A 16,191-nucleotide genomic window follows, 5' to 3' on the forward strand; every position below is an offset into this window, starting at 1 on the left:
GGGGCGCCCAGCGCTGCCGCGAATCACGCGTCTTGTGTGTGGCGCGTAATACAAACATCCCTCGCTCAGCGGCGCAGCCAGCCGCCGCGACCAGCTCGTGTTCGCTCTCGGAGGAAGACCATGACCGATTTGCCCACTCGCCTGCTCGGACGCACCGGCGTCCGCGTCACCACCCTCGGTTTCGGCGCCATGGAGCTGCGAGGCGCCCCGCGGGGCCCTGAGCTCTCGGATCAGGAGGCGGAGCGCATCCTGAACGACGTGCTGGACTCCGGGATCAACTTCATCGACACCTCCATCGATTACGGTCGCAGCGAGGAGCGGATCGGGCGCTTCCTTTCGCACCGCAGGCACGAGTACTTCCTGGCTTCGAAATGCGGGTGTGTCGTCGGCGGAGCCCAGGGCGAGCACGTGCACACGGCGCAGAACATCCGGCACGGCGTGGAGAACAGCTTGCGCCTGCTGAAGACGGACCACCTCGATCTGGTGCAGTTTCACCGGAGCCTCACCCGACAGGAGTTCGAGCAGGACGGCGCCCTGGAAGAGGCGCTGAAGCTCAAGAGCGAGGGGAAGGTGCGCTTCCTCGGCGTCTCGGGCACGCTGCCCAACCTGATCGAGCAGATCGAGCTCGGCGTCTTCGACGCCTTCCAGATCCCGTACTCCGCGCTGCAGCGCGAGCACGAAGAGGTGATCAGCAAGGCCGCCCAGGCCGGCGCCGGGACGATCATCCGCGGCGGCGTGGCGCGCGGCGCGCCCACCGATTGGCAGCGCACGAATTACATGCTGCCGGGCACCACGATGCAGGACCGGTGGGAGCGAGCCAGGCTCGACGAGCTGCTCGATGGCCTGACCCGGATCGAGTTCACGCTGCGCTTCACGCTGTCGCACCCGGGACTCAGCACCACGATCGTCGGGACCCGGGACCCGAAGCACCTGCGCGACAACCTGGAGTTCGCGAGGAAGGGCCCCCTGCCGAGCGAGGTGGTCGCCGAGGCGAAGCGGCGCTTGACCCAGGCGGGATCGACGCCGGAGGCCGTGCCCGCGACGGGCGTACGCGCGGCCGGCGCGGCGCAGGCGACGGCGCAGGCGTAGGCGTAGGCGCAGAGCCGGCTCTGACGAACTGCCGCAGGCGGCACGCCTGCTGCGCGGCGGCCCCTCGTTGCTGCCATGGCAGCAGCCGGTGGTGATCCGCTGCTGCGGTACGGGCACTCCGAGAGGGCCGCTCACCGCTCTTCCGACAGCGCCACGCGAGCGGGTAAGGTGGTCGTCGATGCTGGCCTTCCTCAGGAAGCGGCGGCGCGACGCCGTCCGCCGTGAGCCCTTTCCGCCCGCGTGGCGCGAGATCCTCGACCGGAACGTGCCCTGCTTCGGCCGCCTTCCGGCCGAGGACCAGCAGGAGCTCCTCGGGCATATCCAGGTCTTTCTGGACGAGAAGCCGTTCGAAGGGTGCGGCGGGCTGGAGATCACCGACGAGATCCGGGTCACGGTGGCGGCGCAGGCGTGCCTGCTCCTCTTGCACCGCGAGACCGACTACTACCCTGAGCTCGAGGTCGTCCTCGTTTACCCGAGCGCCTACGTGGCCCGCGGCCGGGAGGTGCGGGAGGGGGGCGTCGTCGTCGAGGGCGATCGCGCGCGGCTCGGAGAGTCGTGGTCGCGGGGGTCGGTCGTGCTCGCGTGGGACGGCGTGCTCGCGGGCGCGGCGGACATGAGCGACGGTCACAACCTCGTGCTCCACGAGTTCGCGCACCAGCTCGACCAGGAGGAAGGCCCCGCCGACGGCGCGCCCGAGCTGCCCGAGCGCTCGATGTACGCGGCGTGGGCGCGCATCCTCGGCCGCGAGTACGAGCGCCTCCTCCGCGACGAGGCGACCCTCAAGCGCACGGTCATCGACCCGTACGGCGCGACGAACCCGGCCGAGTTCTTCGCCGTCGTCACCGAGGCCTTCTTCGAGAAGCCTCGGAAGCTCAGGGCGAAGCACCCGGAGCTCTACGAGCAGCTGAAGGCGTTCTACTGCCAGGACCCGGCCGGCCGGTAGCGGCGCCGCCCGCCTTCGCCTTCCGTCGCCGCGTTCGACTTACGCCTGGACGCACACGCCGGCTGTGGAGCAGACGCAGCATTCTCCGCACCCGCCGCTGTTCACGCAGTCGATGCACCTGCCGGCGCCGTCGCACTGATCTTGCAGGGAGTTGCAGAAGGCGCCCGCCGGCGCGGGCTGCGCCGCGCAGAGGCCATTATCGCAGGTGTATCGGATGCATTCCGTCGAGGTGCCGCACTCGGCGTCCCGCGAGCACTCGGCCGCCGGCACGCAGTTGCCAGCGTCGTCGCAGCGTCCCGCCGGGCAGGCCCCCGGCTGGGGCGTGTGCTTGGGTGTCGTCCCGACGCAGGTGTCCGACGTGCACGGGTTGTGATCATCCTCCGGCTCATCGGCGGCGACGGCGGTCTGAGCGCCGCGCCCATCGCAGAGGAGGCGCTGGCAGTCGTCCGCCTTCGGCGCGATCTCGGTCCCTTCTGGCAGCGGCGCCGAACCGCACCTTCCGGCGACGCACGCCGGGACCTGGCAAGGCTCTGGCGGGGTAGGGCAGTCCGATGGCTCCGTGCAGCTGCCGCCGGAACCGGCGCTCGACACAGCGTCGCTGCTTGACGCGGCGTCGCTGCTCGTCTCGCCCGCACCTGCGCCGCCTGTCCCGCCAGCGCCGCCGCCCCCGCCGACGAAGCGGCGCTCCTCGACGCTGCATCCGACGAGCGCCGCGAGCACCAAAAGCTGAAGGAGAGCCGGCCACGCGCCGCCGGCGCGCCGACACGGACCCGATGCCGAGGCGGGAGACGACCCCATGGGCCGCATCATAGAGCACGCGCTGCCCGACGGCGAAGCGCGTGACCGTCGATCATCCACCCGGGCAGGGCGCGCCGGCGCGGGCCCAGGTCTCCCATGCAGCGACGAACTCGGCGCGCGGCGTCGGGATGGGCGTGCGGCCGGCGCCAGGGTTCCAGCCCCAGGTCACGAGGGGATCGTCGAGGTGGACGCGCAACGCCGCCATGTCCTTGCCGCCATTGCGCTTCGGATCCTTGATCTGCTCGCACAGGGCGCCCGGGGCGACACCGACGAACACCATCGGCATCTCGGGCGGCGGCATGTGCCAGCCCTTCGAGACGCCCGGCGGCACGTGCACGCCAAAGCTGTTCGGCGGGTTGGTCGGCCCGTGGCACGTCGTGCACTCCGCGCCTGGCATGCCGTGGCCGGTGGGGCCGCGGAGCACGAACTGCGTGTGCAGGCGGCCCTCGTCGCCCTGGAGCGGCACGTCGCCGGCGGGGTGACAGTTCTGGCAGCGAGGGTGCTGGAGGACGCCGCGCACGGTCTCGAACGCAGCGAGGGCGGCCTCGCGGCTGACCGGCGACGGCGAGGGCGCCTGCGAGGCCCCGGGCGTCTGTCCCCCGCACGCAGCGAGGAGAGAGGCGAGGACAAGAGAGGATCGGATCATGGTCAGTTCCTAGGCGAGGCGAAACGGAAGGGAGCGCAGCCGCTGCTTGGTCAGCGCGAACACCGCGTTCGCCACGGCAGGCGCGATCGGCGCGGTGGCAGGCTCCCCGATGCCGCCCATCTTGGCCTTGCTCGGGATGAGATGGACGGCGATGCGCGGCATGTCGAACATCCGGAGCATGGGATAGTCGTGGAAGTTGCTCTCCTGGACCTTCCCCTCGGCGATGTTGATCTTGCCGTAGAGCGCAGCCGTGAGGCCGAAAGCGACGCTGCCCTGGATCTGCGCCTCGATGCCGAGCGGGTTCACCGCCGTGCCGCAATCGACGCTGCAGGTGACCGCGTGGACGCGGATGCGCCCCTTCTCGATCGAGACCTCGGCGACCTCGGCGATGATGGAGCCGAACGACTCGTGCATCGCGAGCCCCCGCGCCCGTCCCGGCGCGGGCGCGGTGCCCCAGCCGGCCTTCTCGGCGGCGACCTTCAGCGCGTTCGCGTGCCGCGGCTTGTCCTTGAGCAGCTCGAGGCGGTACGCGAGCGGATCCTGCCCTGCGGCGTGCGCCAGCTCGTCGACCATGCTCTCCACCGCGAAGGCCGTGTGGGTGTTGCCGACCGAGCGCCACCACAACACGGTGACCGGCGTCCTCGGCGAGTGCAGCGACACGCGGAGCGCGGGAGTCCGCTCGACATAGGGCGACTCGGCGATCCCTTCCACCGAGGTGAGGTCCACGCCGTTCTTCGTGACGAACGACTCGAGCGGCGTGCCGGCGACGATCGACTGGCCCACGACCACCTGATCCCACGCCGCCGGCATGCCGCGCGCGTCGACGCCGACCTGGATCCGGTGGACGAAGGCGGGGCGGTAAAAGCCGCCGCGCATGTCGTCCTCGCGCGTCCACACGACCTTCACCGGCACGCCGGCGGCCTTCGCGACGATCACGGCCTCGCCCACGAAATCTGCCGCGGGGCTGGCGCGCCGCCCGAAGCCGCCGCCGAGGAACGTCGTGTGGATCTGGACCTTGTCGGGCGTCGTGCCGAGGATCTTCGCCGCGGCCATCTGGTCGCCGGTCTGGAACTGCGTGCCGGTCCAGATCTCGCAGCGATCGCCGTCGATCTTGACCGTACAGTTGAGCGGCTCCATCGGCGCGTGCGCGAGGTAGGGCACGTCGTACTCCGCCTCGAGCCGCGATTTGGCGGCGGCGAGCGCGTCTTCCACCTTGCCGACGCTGGCGGCGACGACGCCGGGCGTCCGCGCCTGCGCGTGGAAGTCGGCGAGCAGCTTGGCGCTGTCGACCCCGCCGCCCTCGGGCTGCGCCCACTCTGCGCGGAGCGCGTCGCGCCCGAGCTTGGCGGCCCAGAAATGCGCGGCGACGACGGCGACGCCGTTCGCGGTGGGGACGACCTTCTCGACGCCGGGCACCTTGAGGGCGTCGGCGGCGTCGAACTTGACGAGCTTGGCGCCGAACGCCGGCGGGCGGAGCACCACGGCGGTGCGGAGCCCGGGGAAGTGCACGTCGAGCCCGAACTGCGCCTTGCCCGTGACCTTCTCCGGCGTGTCGATGCGGCGCACGAGGGTGCCGATCAGCTTCCAGTCCTTGGGGTCCTTCAGCTTCACCTTGGCCGGCGGGGCCAGCTTCATCGCCTCCTCGGCGAGCTGGCCGTAGGTCAGCTTGTCCTTGCCGTGGGTGACGACGCCGTTCGTGGCGGTGCACGCCGCGGGCGAGACCTTCCACCTGGCGGCCGCCGCGCGCAGCAGCATGTCCTTCGCCATCGCGCCGACGGTGCGATACCGCTCGAACTCGCCGTTCGTCGTCGACGACCCCCCGGTCATCTGGAAGTGCAACGCCGGATGGCCGTAGACCGGCGCCGCCGGCGCGTGCTCCGACCGCACCTTCGACCAGTCGCACTCGAGCTCCTCGGCGATCAGCATCGCGAGCCCGGTCCAGATGCCCTGGCCCATCTCCGAGTGCGCGAGAACCACCGTCACGGACTCGTCGGTGCCGACGCGAACGAACGCGTTCGGCGAGAGCGGCGGCGGCTGCGCAGCCTTCGGCGCGGCGCGGACCCCCTGCGGGACGTAGAAGCTGATCAGGAGCCCGGCCGCCGAGCCCGCTGTCGCTTGCAAGAAGTCACGCCGGGAGACGGTCACTTGCCACCTCGCTTGAGCCTCGACGCGAGGATCACCGCCTCGCGTACACGAACGTACGTCCCGCAGCGACACACGTTTCCGGACAGCGCAGCGTCGATGTCGGCGTCGCTCGGATCAGGCTTCTGTTCGAGCAAGGCGACCGCGGTCATGATCTGCCCGGACTGGCAGTACCCGCACTGGACGACGTCGGCCTGCGCCCACGCCTGCTGCACCACGTGCGACCCGTCGGGCGACAGTCCCTCGATCGTCGTCACCTTGCGCGTCCCGACGCTCGACACCGGCAGGACGCACGAACGCGCGGGTTTGCCGTCGATGTGGACCGTGCAGGCGCCGCACTGGGCCATGCCACAGCCGTATTTGGTGCCGGTCAATCCCAGCAGATCGCGGAGCACCCAGAGCAGGGGCATCTCCGGACTGGCATCCACGTCACGAACAACGCCGTTGACATCGAGCTTCATGGCCATTCAGGCCATACGTTTGGGCTGACGCGCCGTCAAGCGACTGCGCATGTCCTTATCATTTCTTCACCATCGGCCAGCGGCGCGCCGGCGCATCGATCATGCTTGCGCGCCCGACCGCGAGCGGCCGAGCGGCGTGGAGGGCGAGCTGTCGTCGCCAGCGTCGCCAGCGACGACGAACGCCCTGGCGGGAGCTTCACGAAGGGTGAATGATGCCGAGCGCATGAACGAGCTTGAGCGGATCGTGCGCGAAGCAGCGACATTGGTGGCAGAGAGGTCGCCGTTCCTCCTCGCGACGGTCGTGCGGGTGTCGGGGTCGTCGTACCGGCGTCCGGGCGCGCGGATGCTGGTCGCCGGCGATCGCTGGGTATCCGGGTGCGTGAGCGGCGGCTGCCTCGAGGGCGACGTGATGCTCCGCGGAGAGCACCGCTGCCGCGATGGCGCCGTGGTGGTCACTTACGACTCGACAACCGAAGACGGAGAGACGTGGGGCGTGGGGCTCGGCTGCAACGGCGTCGTCGATGTCCTGCTCGAGCACGTCGCGGCCGGAGCGACGCACGACGCGCTCGCGTTCGCCGCGGCCTGCTTCGCCGAGGAGACCACCGGCACGCTGGTCACGGTGATCCGCTCGACGGCCGGCGCGGTCCGGGTCGGCGCGCGCCTCGCGTTCGGTCCGCCGTGCGCGCTCGCGCACCCGGTGACCGATCCGGCCGCGCGCTCCGCGATCGAGGCCGCGGCGCGGGGGCCGGCCGGCGTCGTGGAGCTCGACGGGCTCGGGATCACCGTGCTCGTCGAGAAGATCGCGCCGTCGCCGCAGCTCTTCGTGCTCGGGGGCGGTCACGACGCGGTGTCCATCGTCGCGCTCGCGACGTCGGTCGGGTTCCGGGTCACGGTCGCCGGTCCCACGATCCGGCAGGCGTCCCGGTTCCGCGCCGCGGATCGCGTCGTCTCGACCGGCGGCGCGGCGGATCGTCTCCGCGCGCTCATCGACGCCGCGGCCGAGCCGTACGTCGTGATCATGCACCATCAGCTCACGCCGGATCGCGACGCGCTCGCGGTCGCCCTCGCGTCGCGCGCCCGCTACATCGGCGTGCTCGGGCCCGCGCGCCGCACGCGCGATCTGCTCGCGGAGATCGGCCACCCCGGCGACGATCCGCGGATCCACGCGCCGATCGGGCTCGATCTCGGCGCCGAGACGCCCGAGCAGATCGCGCTCTCGATCGTGGGCGAGCTCCAGGCCGTCGCGCGCCGGGCGCAGGGGGGAAAGCTCCGCGCCCGCGCCCGGCCTCTGCATGCGCGCGTCGCGCTGGTCGTGCTCGCAGCCGGCGGCTCCCGTCGCCTCGGTCGCCCCAAGCAGCTCGTCGAGCTCGACGGAGCGCCGCTCGTCCGGCGCGTGGCGACCACGTGCGTCGAGGCCCGATCCGGACCGGTCGGGGTCGTGCTCGGCGCCAACGCCGGCGCGGTCGCGCGCGCGCTCGGCGATCTGGAGGTCGCGCACATCGCGAACGATGGGTGGGACGAGGGCATCGCCTCCTCGGTCCGCGCCGCGGTCCGGTGGGCGGAGGCCTCGAAGGCCGACGCGCTCTTGATCGCGCTCGCGGACCAGCCCCTGCTCACGGTCGAGCACCTCACCGCGCTGCGGCAGGCCTGGCTCGCGGGCGCGCCGATCGCCGCGTCGCGGTTCAGCGGCGTCGTGGGCGCGCCGGCGGTGTTCGATCGATCTCGCTGGGACGCGCTCTCGCGCCTCCAGGGCGACCAGGGCGCCGGCCGCCTTCTGCGCGCCGAGGATGTCGCGGCGATCGACTGGGCGGGCGGGGCGATCGACGTCGATACGGTCGACGACGTTCGCGCGCTCGGCGGCCACGCGCCGGCGAATCCGCCGGGTTGATCACCAGCAGCTGTAGTCGTAAACCGTGTGCAACGTCTCCCCGGTGCGCTCGACCAGCAGATCGCCGTCGAAGACGTAGGTGAAGGCCGGGAGCGATGGGCTGGGCGCGCCGTCGAGCGGGCTCACCCCCTGCTCCCGGCGGACGAGACGACATCCATCGTAGACGATCTCCGTCGTGATGGTCGGCAGATCATCCGTGAAGCGGTCGAACGTCAGCTGAGCGGGGCGCCCCAGGTTATCGTGATCGTATCGGACGAAGTAATCGTCGTTGCCGAAGGTGATCGCCTGCGCGTCGTCGTCGTAGTCGATTTCGAGGACGCGGGTGTCGGCCGCGCCGGTCCGGGTCATGCGGATCATCCGACCACTCTCATAGTCGAAGGTGTGTGTGTGGGTATCGCTGCCCCGCGTCTCGACCGCTCCGATGACATGCTGGCCGTCGTATTCGTAGACGATCGACGTCTCCAGTCCCGTGTCCGTCTCCGTGTCCGTCTGGGCGCACGGTCCGGGATGAGGCCCATACATCCACGGACCGAGCTCCGGCATGGGGACGCGGCCAGCGAGCTCTGGACAGCCCGTCGCGCCGGCGCCCCCGCCTCCATCACCTGACCCGCCCGTGCCGCTCGAGCCTGTCGAGGCCGCCGAGCCTGAAGCGCCGGCGCCCCCGCTCCCCGACGTCGACGTCTCGTCGGAGGCCCCGTCGTCACCGCAAGCCACGAGCGCGAGCAGGCACATCGTGGCCACGTATCCGCACGTCCTGAAGACAAATCGATGCATCTCTCTCCTCATCCGTCAACCTGGGTCGGGTCGCCGGGCCGTCGCGCCCTGGTCATGGGAATGTCAACCTGGGGCGGGTTACTCAGACATCCTGGTACGCGACCGTGATACCGGACATCCGACCTTGGCCCTCAAGCATCATGAGGTCACGCTGATATGGCGGCGCGCAGCGAGCGCGAGCTCCTTCAGGATGCTGTGACCGCAAGCGCCGTTCATCGCCTCCAGCGCCGCCGGGCATTGTGCGCAGCGGACCCAGCGGACACCCAAGCGTACCTATCCGCGGTCGTCCTGGCAACATGCGATCCGGCCGAGCGCTGATCCTCGATGACGGTGCGAGCGGGTCAACGCCTGTTCCACGTGATCGAGGCAGCTCTATTGCCCGCGGAGACAGCGGGTCGACCCGCAGCCAGATCGAGCGCGGCGCCGGTTGACGTCCCGCGCCGGTTCGCAGTAAGTGGCGTCCCATGCATAGAGCCCTCGCCATGGTCGCGCTGCCGCTCCTTGTCCTCGGGTGCGCCCCCGCGACGCCCCAGCCCGTCGCGCCGGCGGCGCCAGCGCCGGCCATTGCGGCGGCGGCGCCCGACGCACGCGAGCAGCGGGCGCTGGGAGAGCAGCTCGTCGCCGCCTTCAACGACGCCTGGAACCGGCACGACATGGATGCGTTCGCCGCGCTTCAAGCGGAGGACGCCGATTTCGTGAACATCTTCGGGATGTGGTGGCATGGGCGGGAGGAGATCCGTGCGAATCACGTCGGCATTCACGAGACCGTCTTTGCAAAGAGCCGCCTCGCCAGCGTGCGTGTCGAGACACGCTTCGTCACGCCGGAGCTCGCCGTCGTCCGCTGGGCATGGGAGCTGACGGGCGTCGTCACTCCGGATGGCCAGCCCGTGCCCGACATGCAGGGCATCCTGGTGCACGTGGCGCGGCGCACGGGGGACCGGCTCCAGATCGTGACGACGCAGAACACGCAGGCCACCGCCGACGCGTTCCGCGCGGTGCGCAGCATGGATGCCCCCGCCCGACCCGCCCAGTAGCCGCCCGCGGGCGCGCTCGCGCTGCGGGCGCGCGTCCGCTCCTACCGCACCAGCGCCGGCGCGCTCAGCGCGGCCGCGTCCGTCATCCCGGCCTGGACGCGCGCGTAGATGCCGCACGCCTCGCCGGCGATCAGATAGATGCCGTAGTTGACCGACTCGCGCCGCGCGTTCTCCAGGGCGGCGAAGTAGCGCTGCGCGATCCACCGCCCCTCCCGGGCCTTGGCCAGGGACGCGCGCCAGACGTCGTCGGGGGTGTGGCGCCCGAGGATCACCTCTTCTCCCTCGGCGCCGTAATCGCTCTTCAGGACCCACTCCTCGCGCTGCGCGAGGAGCAGCTCGGGGTGCACCGTCTCGAGCCGCGACGTCACCGGGACGTGACGCTGGATCACCGACTGCGCGTGCGGCGAGAAGCGATGGAGGTGCTCCCACATGAACGCCATCGAGCGCTTGTTCTGCGGCAGCACGGCGCCGAGCGGGTTCAGGATCGCCGCGCGCCCGTCGGCCGCGGCGGACAGCACGGCGCCGAGCGGGCCGGCGAGCGGCTCGGCGTCGGGGATCTGCTCGTCGGTCCACACGCTCGCGCGCTCTCCCCACCAATCCGTCTTGTAGTGGCGCAGCAGGACCGAGAAGGGGGCGTCGAAGAGCGACAGGCCGCGATCGTCGTGGCCGAGGTTGTACGGCGAGCCGAGGAGCACGGAATACCCGCGCTCCGTGAGCCAGCGCCGGTAGAGGCGGATGACCGAGAGGTCCTCGGTGAACTCCGTCGGATAAACGAGGCCGAGGCGCCGCGTCGCGGCCTCGCCGAGGAGCGCACGGGCGACCTCGTCCACCATCGCGCAGAACCGGGCGCCGAGCTCGCCGTTGGGATCGCGCGCGCCGGGGTGATCCGGCGCCGCGAGCGCGCTCAGCACGACCGCCTCCGCCTCGCCCGTCGGCGTGTCGCAGTTCAGCTCGGCGATCGCCGGGCCCTCGTCCGTCAGGAAGACGTCGGCGCGCGCGATGCCGTGCCACAGCGGTTGTGACGAGAGCCACATCGCCTTCTGACAGGGCGTCAGACAGAAGAAGTCGTCGAGCAGCGACGGCTCGTCCGCGACGATCAGGCAAAGCTCGTTGTAGACCGCCGCGACCTCCTCGGCGGCGCGGTACAGGGCGCGCTGCTCGGCGGCGGTGACGAACACCGGCTCCTCGCGGAAGCGCGGGGCCCCGTCGAACCAGGGGTCGGTGATGAGGCCCGTGTCGACGATCTTCGCGGCGAAGGCGTCGTAGGCGCGGTCGGCGGAGGTCATAGGAGGCGCGCGATGGCGATCGAGGTCGCGAGGTAGGTCGCCGCCTCGAGCGCGCCGAGCCCCTCGTTGCGGTCGGCCGCGATGCCCGCGTCGAGGCGGCCGCCGCGCAGCGCGAGCGGCGCGCCGAGCAGCACGCTCTGCACGAGGAGCTGCCGCACAGGGTAGAGGGCGAACAGGTAGAGCAGCACGCCGCCATAGCCCTTCAGCGAGATGAAGAGACCCTCGAAGTCGCCCTCGAGCGCCCGCGCGATGATGATGGCCACCGCGATCGAGGCGCCGGCGTAGCTCAGCGCGGCGGCGAGGTTCTCTCCCTGGATCTGCTCGGCGTCATCGTACGTGGTGAGCGCCCGGAAGAGCGAGATGAACACGTGCAGCGTGATCTGCGCGAGGAGGAAGAAGCCGAGGGAGATCGCGAGATCGCCGAGATCCTTGCCCGCGATCGCGCGCGAGGTGATGAGCCCGGTCGCCACGTAGTGCGCGCCCGCCGCGAGCCCCGCGGCCGCGTTGCCGCGCTCGATCTCGGCCGGGAGCCGCGCCCTGAGCAGAAGGCGGATCCCGAGGTGGCCGGTCGCGAGCACGAGGAGCAGGCCCACGACGGCGAACGCGCTCACCCAGAGGAGGTCGCGCGCGAAGCTCTCGCCCTCGAGGCAGTTCTTCACGGCGTTGGCGGCGACGAGGAACACCGCGAGGACCTGGCCCACCGTGAGCAGCCGGCGGGCGGCGTTGCTCTCGGTGAGATCGCGGGCGACCGTGTGCGCCGGTGAGAAGACCCTCTGCCCGATGCGCAGCAGGGCGAGCAGAGCGAGCGTGGTGCCCAGCCCGAACCCCATGACGTAGGACAGATCCATGGGACGCACGCTACAGAACGCGCCGCGCCCTCACAAGCCCGAGCCTCGCGTCGCCGCCGCGATGCGCAGGCGGGTTTCGGGGTTTGCGGGGCGCACGGCGCTTTGTGATATGGGTAGGCCTGCGGGGCGGTGACGCCCCGGCTCCGGCGGCGGACCCATGGTCGAACCTCCTTGTGACTCCGGCATCCAGGGCATCTTCTCGCGACCCTATATCGATCTCGAGCCGTACCTCGACCTCGCCCCGCTCGACGAGATCCACGAGGAGATCTGCCTCGGGCTCACGCAGGTGCCGATCGATTACACCGGCGGCAGCCACCGCACGATGGGCATCATGCCGCCGTCGCGCCTCGGCGAGGCGTTCGCCGACTACGGCGAGGTGATCCGCGGCCTCGCCGACGAGGAGTTCGCCACGTTCCAGCGCCTCTCGGACGACCCATCGTCGATCGATCGTTCCGCGCGCGCCGCGCTCGAGTTCGGCGAGGAGCGCGAGATCCCGCTCTCCCGGCGGCAGATGCTGTGGCTCAAGTTCCGCCATGGGGTGTACTTCCCCTGGAAGGTCTATGTCGAGCTCATCCCGAACCGATATTGGAGCGACAAGAGCCGGAGTGAAGGCAAGGACTTCACCCGGCTGGCGCGATCGTTCTTCCCGAGGACGATCGCTTACGTGAAGCGCCTGCCGTTCTCGTCGATAGGGCGCTGCAACATCATGGGTCTCGAGGCCAACGATCACGGCACGGTGCACCACGACGGGGAGGGGAGACCGCCAGGGGAAGGGAGAGCGCCGGGGGAGGGGAGAGCGCCGGACAGCGAGCCCGACCACTTCGTCACGCTCTGTCCCGCGGGCAACAAGCGCCTGTTCCTGTGGGATGAGCGGGCGCGGCGGAAGACGGCTGTCGCCGGCCGGGCTTACTGGTTCAACGATCACGATTACCACGGCGTCGAGGCGGACCCGTACTTCAGGTACTCGGTGCGCATCGACGGCACGTTCACGCCGGAGTTCATCGAGGCGCTCCGGCGAGACCACGCGAGGGCGGCAGGGGCCGTGCCGCCCGCGCCAACGGCGCCGGCCGAGCGCGCGCCGCAGGGCGCCGGGGAGGCCGCCGCGTGAGCCAGATGGATGAGCCGTTCGAGCGCGCCGAGGTGCTCGACAAGGCCGGGATCGTCGGGGCGCGCTGGTGGCACAAGGGCCTGGCCGACGCGCCGAAGGACGCGTCGCGGCGGAACGCGATCCTGGCCGCGCTCGGCGCGGTCGGGCTCGTCGGGGTGGCGGCCGCGATCGCCGTGGCCGCCGACGGGTGCTCGGACGACGAGACAGCGGTGCAGAGGAAGCGGGCGCTCGACATGCAGCGGACATTCGGCTGGAGCTTCGGCGCCGCGCAGGAGAGCGTGACGTTCGACGGCGAGTCGAAGAAGCCGTTCGACCGGGCCGCGCTCGCGAGGATGTCCACCGACCTCAGGCCGGCGGACGAGGGCGCACGCGCCTACTACGTGCCCGCGCTGTTCGAGTCGCCGTCGGCCGTGCCAACGCTCGTCGCCGAGGGGGATCCGGCGCCCATCACGCCGCTCGGCGACGTGCTCCGGCCGATCTTCACGCCTGCGATGGACCGCGCCTACCGGAGCGGCAAGGCGCTCGCGTCGCTGCTCCTCGCCGCCCGGACGGACAGCGGCCTCCGCCGCGACATCGCGGTCATCGTGGATCTCGACGGCCCCGAGTCGGTCGCCTTTGCCGCCGGCGCGGCGGAGGCGTTCGACCCGGTGTTCACGTTCGACAACTGGCCGCACCCGCGGGGCGTCGTCAAGGCGCACCTGACGCTCGCCGCGGCGGCGTACTACCAGCCGCTCTTCGCCCGCTCGGTTCCCGGCCCTCGCGCGACGATGTTCGTCCTCGATCGGCAGCGGCTCTCGCCCTATTCGGACGACGCGGCGCAGTTCGACAACCGGCATGTCGCGAGGCTGCCGTCCGCCGATGCGCTCTGGGACAGGGGAGTTCGCCATGTGCTGGTCATCGTGCCCACGGAGAGGGACACGACCGAGTCCGACGACCTCAACGACGACTTCGTTGCGTTCCGGTCGCGCCGCCTCGACGTCGCGTTGATGGCCGCGAGCGTCTTCGCCGCCGACGCGGCGGAGTCGAAGCCCGCGAACGAGACGGAGGATTGGCCTCCCTACTACTACGGCGGCCGCGCCGCGTCGCACGGCTGGTTCTGGATGGATTATCCGTGGGGGCCGCCCCCTCGCCCGGCGCCGGTCGAGCCGAGCGCGCCGAGGCCGGGCAAATCGTACGTGCCGACGCAGCGCGCGACGCCGTTCTCGAGCGGCACCGCGTCGAGCGGGGTGTCGCCGATCCCGGACGGCTTCGGGACGGTGCCAGTCGTCGTGGCGCTCGGCACCGGCGTGATCCTCGGCGCGGCCCTCAGCCGCAGCGGCTCGTGGAACCGGGCTTCGGGCGGATACGGAGGCTGATCGTGGAGCACTCGATCTTCGCGATGGAGGTGTGTGCGCGCATGGACCCCGGGAGCACGCTGCAGCGCACGCTGCACGAGGCCGTCCAGGTCCAGTTCGAGAAGATGAGCCTGCAATACAAGTGGTACCAGTACCGCCGCGCGCAGCTGGCGCTGCTGTCCAATCTGCACGCCATCGAGAAGGGGTGCTGGGACTACTTCGACGACGACTCCCGGGCGCTCAACGATTATGGCATGTGGTCCCGCGGCATGATCACGGAGGAGGGCGCGCGCAAGGGGCCATCGGGGACGCCGGACCCGTACCGCGGCCAGCCGCGCTACCTGACCTTCACGATGGCGTTCCTGTTGATCCAGGGCTCACCCACGGATCGGATGCTCCGCACGGTCTGCGACATCCCCAAGGATCGCCTGTGGCGCCGCGACGTGTTTGGCCACATCCTCCAGAACCTCGGTCACGTGAGCTTCGCCAGCGTCAAATCGGATGTCATCTACCTGATCCCGCGGGATGAGGGCTGGGCGCTGACGGCCGACGATCTGACGGATCCCAAATTTCACTATCTGCGGAAGCTCGTGTAGCACTACCTTGGAGGGGGAGCTCTGCCCTGGCGGGCACCAAGCCAGCGAGTCGCCCGTCGTTGTCTGGTAGGTTGAGCGAGGTGGATGCGTGATGGAGGAAACCGAGCTGGACACGATCGCGGCGCTCCGGAGCGAGAACGACCGCCTCCGGCAGCGCGTCGCCGATCTCGAAAGGGAGCGCGGGGGCGACGACCCGGGGCTCTCGTTTCGTCTCCCGTATCGCCAGATAGTCGAGCACTTCCCCATCGGCATCGTCGTCCGTCGCGCGGACGGCGCGTCCATCGGCGCCAACCGGCTACATTACGCGGCCACGGGGGTCGAGCCGCCGACGCCGGAGACCAAGCTGCACAACATCCTCCACGACGAGCAGGCCATCGAGGGGGGATTCGCGGCGGGGTTCCTGCGCGCGGCGCAGGGCGAGATCGTCGAGCTGGAGCCGAAGCTCGTTGATGTATCCCGAGTGGGCTTGCCGGGCGCCCACGACATCAAGCTGTGGATTGACACGCTCTTCTTCCCCGTCACCGACGAGGCCGGCGCGAAATACGTCATCGAGACGCACCGCGACGTGACCCGGCAGCAGCTCGAACTCTTCGAGCGCCAGGCGGCCGAGGACGAGAACCGGCGGCTGCAGGAGGAGATCCTGCGCACGCGGGAGGCCGCGCTGCGCGCCCTCTCCACGCCGCTCATCCCCATCGCCGAAGGCGTGCTGGCCATGCCCCTCGTCGGCGACTTTGACAAGGATCGCGCCCGTCAGGTGCTCGAGACCCTCCTCGACGGCGTGGTCCAGCGCGGGGCCCGCACGGCGATCCTCGACGTCACCGGCGTCACCGGCGCCGGGCACGAGGTCGCCCAGGGGCTGGTCCAGATCGCCAAGGCCGTGCGCCTGCTCGGCGCCGAGGTGGTGCTCACCGGCGTCCAGCCGCAGATGGCCCGGGTCATCGCCGCCATCGAGGAGAGCCTCCACGGCGTCGTCGTCCGCAGCACCCTCGAGAGCGGCATCGACCACGCGCTGCGGGCGCGCCGTGCGGCTGGGCGCTGAGAGGTCGCCCTCGGGCACCGCGGCCTGGGCCTTCCGAGCCGGCCTCGCGGTGTCGCATCGGGCGGTGCCGGTCGTCGTGGCGCTCGGCACCGGGGTGATCCGAGGGCTGGGCGCTGACAGCGGACGATCTGACGGATCCCAAGTTTCATTATCTGCGAAAGATCGTGTATAGCGATGATCTTCCGTTCCGGGAGGTGAACCGGAG

At 70.8% G+C, this 16,191-nt stretch carries 15 protein-coding genes; 8 read left to right on the plus strand and 7 right to left on the minus strand.

Annotated elements, in window-relative coordinates; genetic code table 11:
* The first annotated feature begins 120 nt into the window (after positions 1–120).
* Positions 121–1,089, plus strand: a complete 969-nt coding sequence (locus WMF29_RS18280) for an aldo/keto reductase (protein WP_437330067.1) — start codon at positions 121–123, stop codon at positions 1,087–1,089.
* Positions 1,090–1,267: 178 nt separating this feature from the next.
* Positions 1,268–2,032 carry a zinc-dependent peptidase gene (locus WMF29_RS18285; protein WP_437330068.1) on the plus strand — a complete coding sequence of 255 codons (765 nt, stop codon included), beginning with the start codon at positions 1,268–1,270 and terminating at the stop codon, positions 2,030–2,032.
* 39 nt (positions 2,033–2,071) lie between these two features.
* Here the strand turns inward: WMF29_RS18285 and WMF29_RS18290 are convergent, their stop codons facing one another.
* From WMF29_RS18290 to WMF29_RS18305, 4 genes are all read right to left on the minus strand, one after another.
* Entirely contained in the window at positions 2,072–2,752 is a 681-nt protein-coding gene (locus tag WMF29_RS18290) for a hypothetical protein (protein ID WP_437330069.1), read from the minus strand.
* A gap of 130 nt (positions 2,753–2,882) precedes the next feature.
* Complete coding sequence (locus tag WMF29_RS18295; protein WP_437330070.1) at positions 2,883–3,476, minus strand: hypothetical protein; 594 nt, start codon at positions 3,474–3,476, stop codon at positions 2,883–2,885.
* A gap of 9 nt (positions 3,477–3,485) precedes the next feature.
* Positions 3,486–5,621 carry a molybdopterin cofactor-binding domain-containing protein gene (locus WMF29_RS18300; protein WP_437330071.1) on the minus strand — a complete coding sequence of 712 codons (2,136 nt, stop codon included), beginning with the start codon at positions 5,619–5,621 and terminating at the stop codon, positions 3,486–3,488.
* A complete protein-coding gene (locus WMF29_RS18305) occupies positions 5,618–6,079 on the minus strand; it encodes a (2Fe-2S)-binding protein (RefSeq protein ID WP_272098656.1) in 462 nt (153 codons plus the stop codon). Before WMF29_RS18305 ends, WMF29_RS18300 begins: the two co-directional genes overlap by 4 nt.
* 223 nt (positions 6,080–6,302) lie before the next feature.
* Here WMF29_RS18305 and WMF29_RS18310 point away from each other — a divergent pair, with 223 nt between their 5' ends.
* Positions 6,303–7,967 (plus strand): NTP transferase domain-containing protein, encoded by a 1,665-nt coding sequence (locus WMF29_RS18310; protein ID WP_437330072.1) that lies wholly within the window; start codon positions 6,303–6,305, stop codon positions 7,965–7,967.
* Here WMF29_RS18310 and WMF29_RS18315 read toward each other — a convergent pair whose 3' ends face one another.
* On the minus strand, positions 7,968–8,741 hold the full coding sequence (locus WMF29_RS18315) for a hypothetical protein (protein ID WP_437330073.1): 774 nt from the start codon (positions 8,739–8,741) through the stop codon (positions 7,968–7,970).
* A gap of 464 nt (positions 8,742–9,205) precedes the next feature.
* Here WMF29_RS18315 and WMF29_RS18320 point away from each other — a divergent pair, with 464 nt between their 5' ends.
* Positions 9,206–9,775: an SgcJ/EcaC family oxidoreductase gene (locus WMF29_RS18320; RefSeq protein ID WP_437330074.1), complete on the plus strand. Its 570-nt coding sequence runs from the start codon at positions 9,206–9,208 to the stop codon at positions 9,773–9,775.
* A 41-nt stretch (positions 9,776–9,816) separates the two neighbouring features.
* On the opposite strand, the gene WMF29_RS18325 is transcribed toward WMF29_RS18320, so the two are convergent.
* Positions 9,817–11,061: a glutathionylspermidine synthase family protein gene (locus tag WMF29_RS18325; RefSeq protein WP_437330075.1), complete on the minus strand. Its 1,245-nt coding sequence runs from the start codon at positions 11,059–11,061 to the stop codon at positions 9,817–9,819.
* Positions 11,058–11,909: a DUF350 domain-containing protein gene (locus tag WMF29_RS18330; protein ID WP_437330076.1), complete on the minus strand. Its 852-nt coding sequence runs from the start codon at positions 11,907–11,909 to the stop codon at positions 11,058–11,060. Before WMF29_RS18330 ends, WMF29_RS18325 begins: the two co-directional genes overlap by 4 nt.
* A gap of 157 nt (positions 11,910–12,066) precedes the next feature.
* Here WMF29_RS18330 and WMF29_RS18335 point away from each other — a divergent pair, with 157 nt between their 5' ends.
* The 4 genes from WMF29_RS18335 to WMF29_RS18350 all read left to right on the plus strand — a co-directional run bounded on the left by WMF29_RS18335 (position 12,067) and on the right by WMF29_RS18350 (position 15,986).
* Entirely contained in the window at positions 12,067–13,017 is a 951-nt protein-coding gene (locus WMF29_RS18335) for a hypothetical protein (protein WP_437330077.1), read from the plus strand.
* A 5-nt stretch (positions 13,018–13,022) separates the two neighbouring features.
* Positions 13,023–14,372 (plus strand): hypothetical protein, encoded by a 1,350-nt coding sequence (locus WMF29_RS18340; protein WP_437331136.1) that lies wholly within the window; start codon positions 13,023–13,025, stop codon positions 14,370–14,372.
* A gap of 2 nt (positions 14,373–14,374) precedes the next feature.
* Positions 14,375–14,947 (plus strand): hypothetical protein, encoded by a 573-nt coding sequence (locus tag WMF29_RS18345; RefSeq protein WP_437330078.1) that lies wholly within the window; start codon positions 14,375–14,377, stop codon positions 14,945–14,947.
* A 91-nt stretch (positions 14,948–15,038) separates the two neighbouring features.
* The gene (locus tag WMF29_RS18350) at positions 15,039–15,986 is read left to right on the plus strand and encodes an STAS domain-containing protein (RefSeq protein ID WP_437330079.1); all 948 of its coding nucleotides are present in this window, start codon (positions 15,039–15,041) and stop codon (positions 15,984–15,986) included.
* The last annotated feature ends 205 nt before the right edge of the window (positions 15,987–16,191 follow it).

This window comes from Sorangium sp. So ce381 (assembly GCF_051473845.1).
GTDB classification, from domain to species: domain Bacteria; phylum Myxococcota_A; class Polyangia; order Polyangiales; family Polyangiaceae; genus Sorangium; species Sorangium atrum.